Genomic DNA, 15,725 nt, shown 5'->3' with positions numbered 1-15,725 from the left:
CCTTCTCCCTGTATAAGGGGGCAGGGTTCTTCCTGTATGACGGAAAATGAGGTTTTCAGAATGCAGTCCGTCTTTTTCGCACTCTTTTGCAAGGGCGCGGAATATTCTGGCGGGATATTGATATTCCCTGTGAAATCTCGTATAATCAATTTATATTTATGTTTATTTTATTTAAGGAGGGCTCCAGGGAGCTTTACCTTAGGGAGGATGTCTTTTTTTTCATGGCTTTAGAAGTCGGCAATATCGTAGAAGGTACAGTTACAGGGATCGCGAAGTTTGGCGTATTTGTTGAACTGCCAGACAAGAGTGTAGGCCTGGTTCACATTTCAGAAGTAGCCAGCGAATATGTGAATGATGTCAATGATTATCTGAAAGTACAGGATAAGATCAAAGTTAAGGTCATCACGATCGATGACAAAGGCAAAATTGCTTTATCCATTAAGCAGGCACAGCCTGCTGCCCCGCAGGAAAAGCGGCAGAATCATTTTCACCGCGATCATGAACACGGCAACGGCAGAAAATTCCACCATTTCACCAGAAGAGAAAATTCCGGTGATCGCGAAGCATCTGCTCCGGCACCCAGGAATCAGGAAAGGCGTTCCTTCTCCGGCGGATACCGCCAGTCGGCAAGACAGGAAGCTCCCGCTTCTTTTGAGGACAAGCTCAGCCGCTTCCTGAAAGACAGTGATGAAAGACTTCTTGATTTGAAACGTAATGTGGAATCTAAGAGGGGCGGACGCGGCGCGCGCCGTTCCGACTGACAGATGGAAATAGGGGAGCAGCTATTGCTCCCTTGTTCTTTTAGGGGAGGAAACCATGCGTGCGATTATCGATATCGGAACCAATTCGGTTCGTCTTTTGCTGGCAGAGAAAGATGACAAAGACGAATGGAAGGTTTTGAAAAAGGATCTGAGAAGCAGCCGTCTCGGGGAAGGGATGACTGATACAGCCTGTATCGGACAGGGCGCAAGAGAAAGAACCCTCCAGGCCGTGGAGGGATTTGTAAAGGAAGCGAAAGAAGCAGGCGCTGATGAAATCTTCGCCTACGGCACTTCCATCATGAGAGATGCCGGAAACGGACCGGATTTCGCAAAGCTTGTCGAAGAGACGACAGGCGTCAAAGTCCGCATCCTGTCAGGCACCGAAGAAGCCTACTACAGCTATATCGGCGCAGCCGGCACGCCCGGCGTGCTGACGGCAGTCGTTGATATCGGCGGCGGATCCACGGAGATCTGCATGGGATTCGGCACGGACGTCGGCATGTGCCACAGCTTCCAGCTCGGATGCGTGCGCTGCTCCAAGCAGTTCGACACGACGACGGCAAGAGGCCTCAGCATGCTGAAGAAGCACTGCTTCGAACTCTTCCGCACAACGGACCTCATGGAATACATCAGAAACGTCAAACGCTGGATCGGTGTAGGCGGCACAGTGACTTCGCTGGCAGCCATGATCCAGAAGCTCGATGTGTATGATTCTGAAAAAGTACAGGATTTCGTCATTCGTCAGGAAAATGTGACGGAAGCCCTGAAGAAGCTCAGCGCCATGTCCTATGACGAACGCTGCCGCACAAAGGGCCTGATGCCCGAAAGAGCGGATATCATCGTGGCAGGGATTGCTATTCTGGACAGCCTCATGGAATACCTTGCGCTGTCTGAGATTACTGTAAGCGACAGGGATTTGTCGGAAGGGCTTCTGGATGCCGACGTCCTTGTTCCGAATGAACCGAAATGATGGACAGGCAGTGGATGGGGCGCATGCTCTCCTATGCCCATAAGGAAAAGCTCTGGAGAAGGGGAAGCCGTATCCTGGCCGCTGTATCAGGCGGTCCGGACTCTCTGGGGCTTCTTCTTTTTCTCGATTCCATCCGTGAAGAGGAAGGCATAGAGGTAGGATGCTGCTGCGTAGATCACCATCTCCGCAAAGAATCAGGAGAGGAAGCGGACTACGTCGGAAAGATCTGCCTTGAAAGGAAGATTCCCTTCTACAGGAGAGATGTCGACGTCAAAGGCGCGCAGAAGGGCGGCGAATCCATCGAGACAATCGCAAGGGATTTGAGGTACAAGGCGCTCCGAGATGTAAAAGAAAAGGAACATTACGATGTCATTGCGACGGCTCATCACGCAGATGACCAGGCAGAAACCGTCCTTTTCCATTTCCTTCGTGGAAGCGGCGCCAAGGGACTTTCAGGCATCAGCCCCAAAAGGGATGACCTCATCCGTCCGTTCCTCTGCGCAAGGAAAAAGGAAATCGAGGATTTCCTCAAAGATTTCCCTTATGAGCCTTGCCATGATCCGACGAATGACATTCCCGACGTCACAAGGAACAAGCTCAGGCTTCTTCTGATCCCCGAACTTCTTTCCTACAATCCGAATCTGGTGGAAACACTTTCACGCACCTCCGGCATTCTTCGCGAGGAAGATCATTTCCTTGAGGAAGAGGCCAAAAAAGCGGAAAAAAGGATTGTCAAAGGGGAGGAAGGAAACTGCCTTTACTGCGACAGGGAGATTTACAGGAGCCTTCCCACTGCCATTGCAAGAAGGACGACTGCCGGACTGATGATCAGGGCCGGTGCCAAAGAGCCTGATTTTGAAGGACTTGAAAGGGTAAGAAATCTTCTCCTCTCCGGAAAAACAGGCGCAAAAACGGATGAAGCAGGCGTGACCGTTGAGCTTTCATCAAATGGATTTCTTGTTTATGCTGGGGATACAAGGCATGAAGATAAACCGGATGCATGGAATCTGTTACAAATAATTTATAAAACGATATGCCCTAAATGGGTAGATAATATTCACAAGACTGATATAATAGGAAACAACGATACAGAAAACTGCCAGAAGCTGGGCCGCTGGTTTATGGAAACCAGACTGCTCGACAAGGCGCCTCTGCATCTTGAAAAATACCAGTATCTGCTCGATGCGGACAAGGTCGGTACCATCCGCCTCAGATTCCCGCAAAAGGGCGACCGCATCGCACCTTCCGGAATGGAAGGGACAAAGGATATCGGAAAGCTTCTCCAGGCGAAGAAAGTGCCGAAGGAAGCAAGAAATCTGTGGCCGCTGGCCGCTGATGAAGATCACGTGTACTGGGCAGGATTCCTGCGGGGAAGCCGCTACGGAAGACCGTCGCCCGATACAAAGAAATTTTTATTATTAACACTAAGCTGGATAGAAGGAGACTAAGTGCTGAAATGGAAAATTTGAAACATGATATCAAAACCGTATTGATTACAAGAGAACAGATCGCAAAGAGGGTTCGCGAAATGGGCCAGCAGATCACCAAAGATTATGCAGGCAAGGAAATCGTCCTCGTTGGGATTCTGAAAGGTGCCATGCCTTTCCTCTGTGACCTGATGCGTGAAATCGACCTTCCGGTCATTCTGGATACCATGGTCGTTTCCAGCTATGGAGATGCAACCACATCTTCCGGCCTGGTCAAGATCAAGAAAGATCTGGACAGCGATATCCGCGGACGCCATGTCATCGTTGTAGAAGACATCATTGACACCGGCATCACGATGGCAGCTCTCACTCCGATTCTTGAAAAGAGAGGCGCTGCTTCCGTAGAACTCGCTATTTTCCTCGACAAGAGGGAAAGACGTGAGAAGGAAGTCAATGTCAAGTACATCGGCTATGAAATCCCTGACAAATTCATCGTCGGATACGGATGCGACTATGCACAGAAGTATAGAAACCTTCCGGAAATCTGTGAACTGGACAATAAGGTCTTCGCGCAGGCGAAATAACAAGCGGGAGCCGATCGGCCATCGGACCGGGCGGTTCCTTTTTGTTCACATTTATATACTTGCGGCATGCCTCAATTGTAAAATAGACGTTGCAGGTATGTGGTAAAATATGATAAAATTAATTACTGATTTAAAAGTTTCTATAAAGGTTTTGTTTAGAGACGCGCACAGGCCGGGTGCCTGTCCGGAAGGCACGGGGGATGCCGCATGAACGGAAAGCGCGGAATGAATTTCCCTATCGATCCCGCTGCAGTTGTTTGAATCAGTGCACATAAAAGGAGGAATAGATTGAATAAGTTTCTAAAGAATGTTGCGCTATATGTGCTGCTTATCGTCATAGCGGTATCCATATTCAATACCTTCGTCCATCCACAGGAAAAACATTCCGAAATCACATACAGTGATTTTATCTCTCAGGTAGATAAGAAGAATGTATCTTCCGTAACCATGGTCGATCAGTCCATCAGCGGCAAGCTGAAGGATGGTACTGAATTTGCCACCTATGCACCGGCACATGATACGACGCTCCTGCCCAAACTGACGGATAATAACGTAACGATCACGGCTAAGCCGCCGGAACAGCCGTCCTGGTGGATGAGCCTCTTGTCTTCACTTCTTCCGATCGTCATCCTTGTCATCGTATGGTTCTGGATCATGAACCAGACACAGGGCGGCGGCGGACGCGTCATGAGCTTTGGCAAGTCCAGAGCGAAGATGACAGGCGAAGGCCAGGTCCATGTCAACTTTGATGATGTCGCAGGTGAGGACGAAGCGAAGGAAGAACTTTCCGAAGTCGTCGATTTCCTGAAAAATCCGGGACGTTATACGGCTATCGGCGCCAAGATTCCGAAGGGCGTTCTTCTCGTCGGACCTCCAGGTACAGGCAAGACCCTTCTTGCCAGAGCTGTAGCAGGAGAGGCGCGCGTTCCGTTCTTCTCCATCTCCGGTTCCGATTTCGTAGAAATGTTCGTCGGCGTCGGCGCATCCCGCGTACGCGATCTCTTTGCCCAGGCTAAGAAGAATGCACCATGTATCGTATTCATCGATGAAATCGATGCCGTCGGCCGTCAGCGCGGAAGCGGACTGGGTGGCGGACATGATGAACGCGAACAGACGCTGAACCAGCTGCTCGTCGAAATGGATGGTTTCGGTTCCAATGAAGGCATCATCACGATCGCCGCTACGAACCGTCCGGATATCCTTGATCCGGCGCTCCTGCGTCCGGGCCGTTTTGACCGCCGCGTCGTCGTAGGCCGTCCTGACCTTCGCGGACGTCTGGCAATCCTCCGTGTCCATGCAAGAAACAAGCCGCTGGAAGCCGATGTCGATCTCAATACGATTGCCAAGAAGATTCCTGGCTTTACAGGCGCAGATATTGCCAACCTTCTGAATGAAGCTGCACTTCTGGCTGCCCGTCAGAACCGCAAGACCATTTCCATGGCCGATCTTGAAGAAGCCAGTGAAAAAGTCAGCTACGGTCCTGAAAGAAAGAGCCACAAGGTCAGCGATGAAGAAAGAAAACTCACCGCTTACCATGAATCCGGCCATGCCATCATGGCTACCCTTCTTCCGGATGCTGATCCGGTGCACAAAGTCACCATCATCCCACGTGGACAGGCTGGTGGGTACACCATGATGCTTCCGCGTGAAGAAAGATCCTTCATTACAAAATCCCACCTCCTCGCACAGCTGCGCGTCGCTCTTGGCGGCCGCTGCGCTGAAAAGATCATTTTTGATGAAATCTCCAGCGGAGCTTCCGGAGATCTTCAGCAGGTCACCGGCATCCTTCGCAAGATGATCATGGAATGGGGCATGAGCGACCGCCTCGGACCGATGATTTTCGGTGAACATCAGGAACAGATCTTCCTCGGCAAGCAGCTTGGCTCTGAAAGAAACTACGGCGAAACCGTAGCAACGATCATTGACGAGGAAATGCATAAGTACCTGAACGAAGCTTTAAATGATACGATGCAGATGCTGACCGACAACATTGAAGTCCTTCATGCTATGGCAAAGGCTCTGATGGAAGTCGAAACCATCAATCATCATCAGGTTGAAAACCTCTTCAAGTATCATTCCATTTATTCTCCGGATGAACAGCCGGCTCCAGCGAGTGAAGACTCCCCGCTTCCGCCAGTACCGGGTGATGGAGAAAATCCTCTCTATTCCCTCTGATCCGGAAGATACTTCAAAGCCAAAGACGGCAGCCCGCGCTGCCGTCTTTTCTTTTTACCACGTACAAGGAGAACAAAGATGGAGATGAATGAACTCTTTTATAAAGATGTCTATCTGAAGGAATTTGACGCAGTCGTCACATCCTGCCACGAAGGGAAGAACGGCTTCGAAGTCGTCCTGGATGATACGGCATTTTATCCTGAAGGCGGCGGACAGCCATGGGATACCGGCACCCTGAATGATGCCAAAGTCACATCCGTACGGAAGAAAGACGGAGTGATCATCCATTATACTGACAAGCCTTTAGCAGAAGGAACGAAGGTCCATGGTGTCATCGACTGGATCCGCCGCTTCGACCATATGCAGAACCATTCCGGCGAGCATATCTTCTCCGGCCTTGTCCATAAGAAATTCGGCTATGACAATGTGGGATTCCACCTGCATGATATCGTGACGGTCGATTTCAATGGCATGATGACATGGCAGGATGTACTGGACATCGAAAGAGAAGCTAATGAAATCATCTGGAAGGATGAAGAGACGAAGATTTCCTTCTTGTCAAAGGAAGAGCTTTCCTCCATGGATTACAGAAGCAAGATCGAGCTTGATGGTACTGTCCGCATCGTGGAATTTCCTGAAGGCGACACCTGCGCCTGCTGCGGCACGCATGTATCGCGCGCAGGGGAGGTAGGCATCGTCAAAGTCCTCTCCCTTGCCAGACATAAAGGCGGCGTCCGCATCGAGCTTGTCTGCGGAAGAAGAGCCATGGAAATGATGGATAAGATTTACGACCTCAATGAGGACATTGCCGTCCGTTTCTCTGTCAAGCCTTTTGAAACGAAGGAAGCAGTCGAAAAACAGGCTGAAGAGAAGGCAGAACTTATGGCAAGGCTTGCTGATGCCAACCGCTGCTATTTCGCTCTTAAAGCGGGCGTACTCACAGAGGGAAAGCGCGCCGTCCTTTTGTACGAAGAAGAGCTGAACGCCGGGGAAATCCGCAAATTCTGCGAATATTTGACGGAAACAGGGAAGGATGACATCTACTTCGTCCTGTCAAAGAAGGATCAGGACTCCCTGAACTATGCCATCGGAAGCGCCAGGGAAGATCTCCGTCCGCTCATCAGAGAATGGAACAAGGCGCTTCATGGAAGAGGCGGCGGAAGGAGCGAAATGGTGCAGGGCTCCTTCTCCTGCCGGCTCTCCGAAGCAGAAGACCTCGTCCGCAGTCTGAATGAAGAAATGTGATTTCCTTATTTCGAAAATAACCGATTTATATGGTATAATATAAGAATAGTCACATCATTTATTAATGTTCCTATTATTTAATAAAGGAGAATATGCGATGTCTTTCAAAGAAATACCTGTAGAAGAATGCGGAATCAATCCGTTTGCCGATTTGTCGAAGTACTGCATCGTTACAGCAGGCAATAAGGAAAAATGCAATCCGATGCTTGTCACCTGGGGGTCCTTCGGCGTCATGTGGAGAAAACCGACTGCGACGATCTATATCCGGCAGAGCCGTTTCACCAAGACGATCCTGGACAGCCAGGACTATTACACGCTTTCCGTCCTCCCGGTTTCCTACAAGCCGAAGGAAAGCTACATGGGATCCCATTCCGGACGCGACGGAGACAAGTTCGAAGGAAGCGGCCTCACCCCATGCTTCATCGGTGACGAAGCTGCCGCTGTAGAAGAAGCCGATCTCATCCTTGTATGCAAGAAGATTTACTCGCATGAAATGTCTTCTGAATTCTACACGGACAAGGAAACATACCAGCGCTGGAATGAAGGCAGACAGGCCGGCAACAACCACAGCGTTTTCATGGGAGAAATCGTGAAGGTACTCAAAAAAGAATAAACCGGAACTATTAAAAAGAGGGGATGCAGGAATGATTTTCTGCATCGTCTTTTTTTATGCGGGAAAGGACTGGCGGTTGAAATTCCTAAGAGCAGCTTGTTATTTTTCTGTTCCCGAATTGCAATAATAAGTTGAACACCCGGCGAACCTTTATGCAGTAAGTGCTGCAAGCATTTCTTCCCTAAAGCACTCCTCGGGTGTCTTATAGCCGAGTATTTTTCTTGGCAGGGTGTTGGCCCAGCACTCTACTCTGGAAATGTGTTCCACTGGGTAATCCTGGATTTTCTTCCCTTTGGGAAGAAATCGACGGAATAAGCCGTTGTGATTCTCATTCGTACCTTTGTCGCTGGAGCAGTACGGATGCGCATAATAGATCCGTGTGTGACTTAGTTTCTCTAGCTCCGACAGGCTAGAAAACTCACTGCCATTGTCTGTCGTAATGCTGAGGAACACTCGGCTGAAACAGCCGCGGAACATTCCATCCTTCAATTTTCTGAAGGCTGCTATTACAGAGGCACTTTCCTTGTTGGGCAGTTTTCTGATGAGGGAACAGCGTGTCTTGCGCTCAACCAGAGTCAGCAGTACTTCGTCCTTTGAGCGAGATCCCAGTACAAGGTCACACTCCCAATGCCCGAAATCCTGACGCTCATCCACAGAAGGATCGCGCTCATCTATACTGCGGCCGAACTTCTTCTTATGCTCACGAACCCGCTTCCTGGCGTTTTTTCGCTTGACGCGCAAGGGCAGGTCAATACTCTTGATTTTTCCTAGGAGCCCCAGCGTGACATAGTTGTACAGGGTTTTCGTACAGACCATCTCGCCACGTTGAAATTCTCCCGTAACCAGTGCCCTGCCAAAGCAGGCATCGAGCGACCAGTGATGTTCCTGAAGTCTCTTCTGCACATAGTCGAGGAATGCTCCCTTTGCTATGGCGTCGCATTTGCGACCACAGTTTTCGCGATGCGCCTCATAGGTGCTTTGCCCGTCTGCTGCGCGATAGCGTTCCACCTTGCCGTTATAGCAAAGAACCTTGCCACGCTTCACCTCGTTGCATACCGTATTGACACAGCACCCAATCTCACGGGCTATGCTCCGATACGATTGCTTGTCGCGGAGACGCGTTTGGATAATGACTCGTTCCTCAAAAGTTAAATGAGCCCCTTTTTTGCGTAACGTATCCGTAGTAAAATGATTTTGATCCATAGCGATTCTCCTTTGTGGTTGTGTTTTTTGTGCAACTACATTTTACCACAAGGGTTCGCTATGGATTTTTAAGTGTTCAACTTAATTATACAATCCGCCTTATTTTTCTGTTATACTATAAGCAAAGAGTTTAAATTCAAGCAATGCTGATAAAGCTGTGCCTTCATAAATCCGGGAGGTAGTTATGAATCAGAGAAAAAGAGCGGTATGGGGCTTTATCCTGTGTTCTCTCCTCTGCTGCGGAGCAGGAGTCTCGGCCAAGGAGGCGGCTGCAGGGGAAAAAGCTGCCATGCCATTGTGGACCCGTGCGGCCGTCCAGTATGAAAATCCATATTTTACAGGAAATCCGGATGCATCCCTTTCTGCGGAAACACTTTCATCCTGGTGGACTGTATTCCATGACGATACGTTAAATGAGCTGATCGAAAAGGCGCTTGACGGGAGTCGCGATATGGAAGAGGCCCGCTCAAGGCTCCTGCAGGCAAGAGAGCAGGTAGGCATCACGAAGGCTGAGAAGCTTCCATGGGTGAATGCTGCCGGAGGATGGGTCCGCGGAGAAATGCCGGATGATATCACGCGCGGCATACTTCCAGCCCAGCTCCAGAACATGCCGCTTGGCATCGAAGGAAGCAACAGTGCAACGTATGCAGGCCTTGATGCGTCCTGGGAGCTCGATCTCTTCGGAAAGAAGAGTGCCAAGGTCCGGGAGGCAAGGGGAGCGCTTGAAGCGCAGAGAGGCATGCTCTATTCCACATGGGTATCCCTTTCTGCAGAAGTGGCCATGAACTATATCACGCTGAGGACGCTTCAGGCGGAACTGGATGTGACAGAAAAGTCCATTGCCAACATGAAGGAGAATCTGTCACTCATGCAGGTGAATCAGGAAAGCGGCCTTGTTTCCTCCGTGCCGGTCGATCAGCTGACATATACGCTGAAGGAAACGGAAGCCCAGATTCCTGAGCTCAAGTCGTCCATTGCAGGCACTATGTCAAAGATTGCCATCCTTACAGGAACGACGCCGGGCGCACTCGATGCCATGCTCATGACACTAAAGCCGCTTCCTGACATCGATCCGACACTGTATAATGCAATTCCTGCCGACGTGCTGAGGCAGCGGCCTGATGTCTATGCCGCTGAAAGCGCATGGGCCGCGCAGATTGCAAAGACTGATGAGGCAAAGGCTGAGATGAAGCCGAAAATTTCCATCCTGGGCGTACTGGGGCTCGCAACGCTTGGAACAGGAGGACTGTTCTCGGCAGGAAGCCGTGCTTTTGGCATCATGCCGCAGGTCACATTCCCGCTCTTCAATGGCGGGGCGCTCAGGAGAAACGTGAACGTGCAGTCCGAGAAGGAAAAAGAAGCAAAGGCAAAGTATGAGAATACGGTATTGAAGGCGGCCGGAGAAGTCCGCACGGCGATGACGGCTGTCAGCCAGGATAAGGTCAGGCAGGATTCCCTGGAAACGGGGAGGGATAAGGCGAAGGAAGCTTTGGACCTTGCAGAAAATCAGTACCAGCACGGCCTTTTCGATTACATGGGCGTGCTTGATGCCGAGCGTCACTATCTTTCCCTAAACCAGTCCTGTGCTGTGGCAAAGGGAAAACAGATGACAGACCTTGTTTCCCTGTTCAAAGCGCTCGGAGGCGGTTGGAAGCCGCTGGATGAGGAAACGATAAAAGGCGCAAAAAATGATCAGAATGAGGAAAATGCAGGAGGTGAAGGGAAATGATGGAAACCATACAGAACCATAAGAGGGAATTTGGAATCGGCGCCATCATTCTTGCCGTTCTCCTCATTTTCTCTTTTTACGAATATCACGAAAAGAAGCAGGCTGAGCTTGCTGCCAGCCAGCTTGAACTGAACGGCAATGTCGATCTCAGGGAAGTTTCCCTTGCCTTCAGAAACAGCGACCGCATCACGGAAATCCTCGTCGATGAAGGGGATACAGTGAAGAAGGGACAGGTCCTTGCCAAGCTTGATACGCAGGATCTGAATTACAGGATCGACGTGACGAAATCCCAGATTGCTGCCCAGCAGGCTGTTGTCGACAAGATGCACAACGGCACGCGCCCGGAAGACCTGGCGCAGGCGGCTGCCAAGGTCAATGCGGCAAAGGCAGAGAAGGATTTCCTGACCGCCGACTACAACAGGAAGATGGATTCCTATAATACTTCCGGTGGAAAAGCCATCAGCAGGCAGGCCATTGATGATGCAAAGGCAAAGCTTGACGTCGCTTCCTCCAAACTGACAGAAGCCGAACAGGCAAATAACCTTGCCAAGGCAGGTCCGCGCGCAGAAGATGTAGCTGCTGCCGAAGCACAGCTCAAGGGGCTTCAGGATACCCTTGCCGGGCAGGAATATACACTGTCCCAGTCAGAACTCATTGCACCGCAGGACGGTGTCATCCGTTCAAGGCTTCTGGAAGTCGGAGACATGGCCTCCCCGCAGAGACCGGTTTTCCGCATTTCCCTTGATACGAAGAAATGGGTCCGCGTCTATGTGGCTGAACCGGACCTTGGAAAAATTCATGAAGGAGAAGCCGCTGACGTCTATATCGACAGCTATCCGGACAAGCCGGTCAATGGCACGATCGGATATATTTCCTCGACAGCAGAATTTACGCCAAAGAGCGTGCAGACGAATGAGCTCCGTACTGCTCTTCTTTATGAAGTCCGCGTCTATGTCGACGACAAGGACAATGTCCTCCGCATGGGCATGCCTGCGACCGTGAAAATCAAATTGTAAAGGATGATGGGTGTGGAAGAAGATGTGATCCGCGCAGAGAAACTGAATAAGGTCTTTTCCATAAAGGGGAAGAAACCGCTGACGGCGCTGAACGGACTCTCTCTTTCTGTCAAAAAAGGCGAGCTCACGGCAGTGATCGGGCCTGACGGTGCGGGGAAAACGACGCTGATGCGCCTGATTGCAGGCCTCATGAATCCCACATCCGGCAGCCTTACCGTCCTTGGCATGGACAGCGTGAAGGATGCGGAAGAAATCCAGAGCCGAATTTCCTACATGCCGCAGAAGTTCGGCCTTTATGAGGATCTGACAGTGCAGGAAAATCTCGATCTTTATGCTGATCTTCACGGCGTTCCTCAGGAAAAGAGGCCTGAAAGGTTCGGGAAACTGCTGGACATGATGGGGCTGGCGCCTTTTACTGGCCGGTTTGCAGGAAAGCTTTCCGGCGGCATGAAGCAGAAGCTGGGCCTTGCCTGCACGCTCGTCCGCTCGCCGGATCTTCTCCTTCTTGATGAACCGACGGTCGGCGTCGATCCGCTTTCCCGGCGCGAGCTGTGGAAAATACTGAAGACATTCGTCAAGGAAGAACACCTTTCCATCTTTGTCAGTACGGCATACATGAATGAAGCAGAAATGTGCAGCCATGTCTTCGTCCTCCATAAGGGGAATCTTCTGGCGGATGGCACGCCGGAGGATCTTTGCCGGATCGCAGACGGCCGCTGTTATAATGTCCTTCCGGAAGAAGGCGTCCCCACACGCATCCTGCAGGCGCATCTGATCGATGAGACGAAACTGATCGTCGATGCAGTGCCAAGAGGCGGCACCGTCCATTTCATCATGGAAAAGGGCGTCGATGAAATACCATACCTCAAGAGGCATCACCTTGAGCCCACGCCCGTTCCGGCCAAACTGGAAGACGGTTTCATGACGCTCCTTCGGAAAGCGGAAGGCCATGAAGCACCACCAGAAGAAGCAGAAGACGTGCTGGACCGGGGCGGAAGACCGTCCAGTGAAGTCAATATCGTCGTAAAGAACCTCGTCAAGAAGTTCGGGGACTTTACGGCTGTTTCCAATACATCCTTTGAAGTGCATAAGGGAGAAATCTTCGGTCTTTTAGGGCCGAACGGTGCAGGCAAGACGACGACGTTCAAAATGCTCTGCGGCCTTCTTCCTGAAACAAGCGGCTTTCTTTCCGTCGCAGGCGTCGACCTTAGAAAGGCAAGGACGCAGGCGCGTGCGAATATCGGGTATGTGGCGCAGAAGTTTTCCCTCTACAGCCATATGTCCGTCCTGGATAATCTGAAATTCTTCGGCGGCATCTATGGCGTACCGAAGGGGAGACTTTCTGAAAGGATCAGGGAGCTCTGCCAGGAGTTCGATCTGGAAGATGTCCTTGACCGTCTGGCGGAAGACCTGCCGGGCGGGTACAAGCAGCGTCTTTCCATGGCAGCGGCGCTTCTTCATGAGCCGCAGATTCTTTTCCTCGATGAACCGACCTCGGGCATCGACCCGCTGGCCAGAAGAAATTTCTGGAGAAGAATCACGACCCTTGCCGCGAGGGGCACGACAATAATCATCACGACGCATTTCATGGAAGAAGCCGAGTACTGCGACCGTTTCATGATCCAGGACAACGGCATCCTTCTGGCCATCGGAAGTCCTTCGGAAATCCGCGAGGAACTTGGGCAGCCGGGCGCTGACATGGACAGGATTTTCATTGAAATCGTCGAGCGGTCGAGAAAGGAAGGGGAGAAATCATGAGTTCCGGATTCTTTCGGCGCATGAAAGCGCTCATCCGCAAAGAGTTTCTCCAGCTTTCCAGAGACTCCAGTTCCCTTCTTCTGGGGATTGCTCTTCCAATCATTTTGATCCTGATCATCGGATACGGCATATCTCTTGACGTCAAGAACGTGCCGATCGCCGTTGTCCTGGAAGACCCTTCGCCGGCCTCCCAGGATGTCCTTTCCTTCATGGACGGGTCGGAATATTTCTCGCCAACCTATGTCACAAGTTTCAAGGAAGCCGAGCAGATGATGACAGACAGGAAGGTGAATGCCATCATCGATGTGCCTTCGGATTTCGCAGCGCGCCTCCACGAAGGGAATGCAAAGATGCTCCTTGTTCTTGACGGCGTGGAAACAGCGACGGCCATGAGCGTGCAGACCTACGTCGATACCTCTATCGCCTCCTGGGAAGCACGCCATATGTCCGGCGCTGCATCCTTCGGGACAGTGACAGTCGAACCGCGCATGTGGTATAACAATGCCAATTCCAGTACATGGTTCTTCATCCCGGGCCTCGTCATGCTGATCATGACGATTATCGGCGTCATGCTGACCTCGGTCGTCATGGCCCGTGAATGGGAGAGGGGGACATTCGAATCCCTCTTCGTCACGCCGGTAAAGCCGATGGAGCTTGTCCTTGCCAAGATGGTGCCGTACTTCTTCATCGCACTCCTTGGTACAGGCATCTGCCTTGTTCTCTCAAGGTTCCTCTTCAGCGTCCCCATGGTCGGTTCACTTTCCGCCATTCTTGGCATATCCATGATTTACCTGTTGGTTGCGCTTGGCATCGGGCTGATGATTTCAGCCGTCACGAAGAACCAGTTCCTGGCCTGCCAGCTTTCGCTATTGATCAGTTTCCTTCCCTGCTTTATTTTGTCAGGGTTCATTTTCGATTTACGATCGACACCGATCGTCGTGCGCGCTGTAGGGGAAATCCTTCCCTTCAGCCACTATCTCGTCTGCATCCGTTCGCTCTTCTTATCCGGCAATAACTGGACGATCCTTCTGACGCAGGGCGGCATTCTCATCCTTTATGCTGTATGCTTCGTGAGCATCGCTTTTGGCATCACGAGAAAGAAGGTGGAATGATGAGCACCTTCCAGCTTTTTCTGCAGCAGCTTGCCGTCATCTGCAAGAAGGAAATCCTCTCCATCTGGCAAGATCCCGCGACAAGAAGGATTGTCGTCATTCCCTGTATCCTGATGGGGTTCCTCTTCGGCTATGCGGCCAACTACAATCTGGAAAATGCGCCGTATGTCGTCCTTGACCAGAGCAGGAGCGGGGCTTCGGCAGACCTTCTTTCCCGCTTTGACGGGACATCGCTTTTCCACCGCGTGGCGACCGTGTCGAATGCCAATGAAATCGCGCCGTACATAGAGCAGGAAAAAGCTGTCATGGCGATTTCCATTCCGCAGGATTTCCAGGATAGGCTTGATCAGGGAGAAAAGGCTCCCGTCCAGATCATATCCGACGGAAGAAATACGATGGTCGCCGGCCTTGTTACCGGCTACGCAGGCCGTATCGTAAACAGCTTCAATCAGGAAAGGACAGGCGTCTCGGCACCTGTGACGGTCATTACAAGGACATGGTACAATCCGAACCAGATCACGCGCTGGTTCTTCATGCCGGGAATCATCGGGCTTTTGAGCTTTGCGCAGGTCTTTGTTCTGGCGGGGCTTTCGGTGGCAAGAGAAAGAGAAGAAGGCACCTTCGAGCAGCTTCTTGTTGCTCCTGTCAGCCCGTCAGTTATACTGATCGGCAAAGCCATGCCGCCAATGATCGTTGGATTCATTCAGTGTACGATTCTCTTCTGTATCAGCTACTTCTGGTTCAATGTGCCGTTTGCAGGAAACTTCGGCATGTTCTACACGGCTATTTTCTTCTACGTGCTGAGCTCGACAGGCTGCGGCCTCATCGTTTCCTCCATTTCCAAGAACATGCAGCAGGTGCTTGTCTATGTCGTAGTCCTGATGGTGCCGATGGCTCTTCTCTCCGGCGTCGTCACGCCGATCAATAATATGCCGCGGTTCCTCCAGATCATTACGTATGCGGATCCGCTCCGCTTTGCACTGGAACTCATCCGACGCATTTACCTTGAGGGCCTTACCTTCGGACAGCTCTTCTGGAACTTCATTCCGCTTAGTGTTATTTCCGCCGTAACACTCTCCGTGGCCGCCTATCTTTTCAGGCACCACTTGAACTGAATCATTACACGCAAAAA

Annotated in this window: 13 protein-coding genes; 12 read left to right on the top strand and 1 reads right to left on the bottom strand. The window is 51.2% G+C overall.

The window, feature by feature from the left end; genetic code table 11:
- Positions 1-221 precede the first annotated feature (221 nt).
- The 7 genes from Dia5BBH33_RS06675 to Dia5BBH33_RS06645 all read left to right on the top strand — a co-directional run bounded on the left by Dia5BBH33_RS06675 (position 222) and on the right by Dia5BBH33_RS06645 (position 7,775).
- Entirely contained in the window at positions 222-761 is a 540-nt protein-coding gene (locus tag Dia5BBH33_RS06675) for a S1 RNA-binding domain-containing protein (protein WP_143332619.1), read from the top strand.
- Positions 762-816: 55 nt separating this feature from the next.
- Complete coding sequence (locus Dia5BBH33_RS06670; protein ID WP_108850793.1) at positions 817-1,731, top strand: Ppx/GppA phosphatase family protein; 915 nt, start codon at positions 817-819, stop codon at positions 1,729-1,731.
- The gene (tilS, locus tag Dia5BBH33_RS06665) at positions 1,728-3,179 is read left to right on the top strand and encodes a tRNA lysidine(34) synthetase TilS (RefSeq protein WP_143332618.1); all 1,452 of its coding nucleotides are present in this window, start codon (positions 1,728-1,730) and stop codon (positions 3,177-3,179) included. The genes Dia5BBH33_RS06670 and tilS overlap by 4 nt, the downstream gene beginning before the upstream one ends.
- A 17-nt stretch (positions 3,180-3,196) precedes the next feature.
- Positions 3,197-3,742, top strand: a complete 546-nt coding sequence (hpt, locus tag Dia5BBH33_RS06660) for a hypoxanthine phosphoribosyltransferase (protein ID WP_198419638.1) — start codon at positions 3,197-3,199, stop codon at positions 3,740-3,742.
- A gap of 288 nt (positions 3,743-4,030) precedes the next feature.
- Positions 4,031-5,917 (top strand): ATP-dependent zinc metalloprotease FtsH, encoded by a 1,887-nt coding sequence (gene ftsH, locus Dia5BBH33_RS06655; RefSeq protein ID WP_143332616.1) that lies wholly within the window; start codon positions 4,031-4,033, stop codon positions 5,915-5,917.
- Positions 5,918-5,995: 78 nt separating this feature from the next.
- Positions 5,996-7,162, top strand: coding sequence for an alanyl-tRNA editing protein (locus Dia5BBH33_RS06650; protein ID WP_143332615.1), 1,167 nt, complete (start codon positions 5,996-5,998; stop codon positions 7,160-7,162).
- Between the two features lie 97 nt (positions 7,163-7,259).
- Complete coding sequence (locus Dia5BBH33_RS06645; protein ID WP_143332614.1) at positions 7,260-7,775, top strand: flavin reductase; 516 nt, start codon at positions 7,260-7,262, stop codon at positions 7,773-7,775.
- Positions 7,776-7,925: 150 nt separating this feature from the next.
- Here the strand turns inward: Dia5BBH33_RS06645 and Dia5BBH33_RS06640 are convergent, their stop codons facing one another.
- A complete protein-coding gene (locus Dia5BBH33_RS06640) occupies positions 7,926-8,978 on the bottom strand; it encodes an IS30 family transposase (RefSeq protein ID WP_143332613.1) in 1,053 nt (350 codons plus the stop codon).
- A 184-nt stretch (positions 8,979-9,162) separates the two neighbouring features.
- Here Dia5BBH33_RS06640 and Dia5BBH33_RS06635 point away from each other — a divergent pair, with 184 nt between their 5' ends.
- From Dia5BBH33_RS06635 to Dia5BBH33_RS06615, 5 genes are read left to right on the top strand one after another with little or no spacing between them, the layout of a single operon-like run.
- Entirely contained in the window at positions 9,163-10,707 is a 1,545-nt protein-coding gene (locus tag Dia5BBH33_RS06635; RefSeq protein WP_108850797.1) for an efflux transporter outer membrane subunit, read from the top strand.
- Positions 10,704-11,723: an efflux RND transporter periplasmic adaptor subunit gene (locus tag Dia5BBH33_RS06630; RefSeq protein ID WP_022383011.1), complete on the top strand. Its 1,020-nt coding sequence runs from the start codon at positions 10,704-10,706 to the stop codon at positions 11,721-11,723. Before Dia5BBH33_RS06635 ends, Dia5BBH33_RS06630 begins: the two co-directional genes overlap by 4 nt.
- A gap of 6 nt (positions 11,724-11,729) precedes the next feature.
- Positions 11,730-13,481, top strand: coding sequence for an ATP-binding cassette domain-containing protein (locus tag Dia5BBH33_RS06625; RefSeq protein WP_174182961.1), 1,752 nt, complete (start codon positions 11,730-11,732; stop codon positions 13,479-13,481).
- Positions 13,478-14,593, top strand: coding sequence for an ABC transporter permease (locus tag Dia5BBH33_RS06620; RefSeq protein WP_022383009.1), 1,116 nt, complete (start codon positions 13,478-13,480; stop codon positions 14,591-14,593). Before Dia5BBH33_RS06625 ends, Dia5BBH33_RS06620 begins: the two co-directional genes overlap by 4 nt.
- Entirely contained in the window at positions 14,590-15,708 is a 1,119-nt protein-coding gene (locus tag Dia5BBH33_RS06615) for an ABC transporter permease (RefSeq protein ID WP_022383008.1), read from the top strand. Before Dia5BBH33_RS06620 ends, Dia5BBH33_RS06615 begins: the two co-directional genes overlap by 4 nt.
- The last annotated feature ends 17 nt before the right edge of the window (positions 15,709-15,725 follow it).

It is taken from the genome of Dialister hominis, from assembly GCF_007164725.1.
GTDB lineage: Bacteria > Bacillota > Negativicutes > Veillonellales > Dialisteraceae > Dialister > Dialister hominis.
Note: the sequence above shows the minus strand (reverse complement) of the source record. Positions and strands in the feature narration are given on the sequence as shown.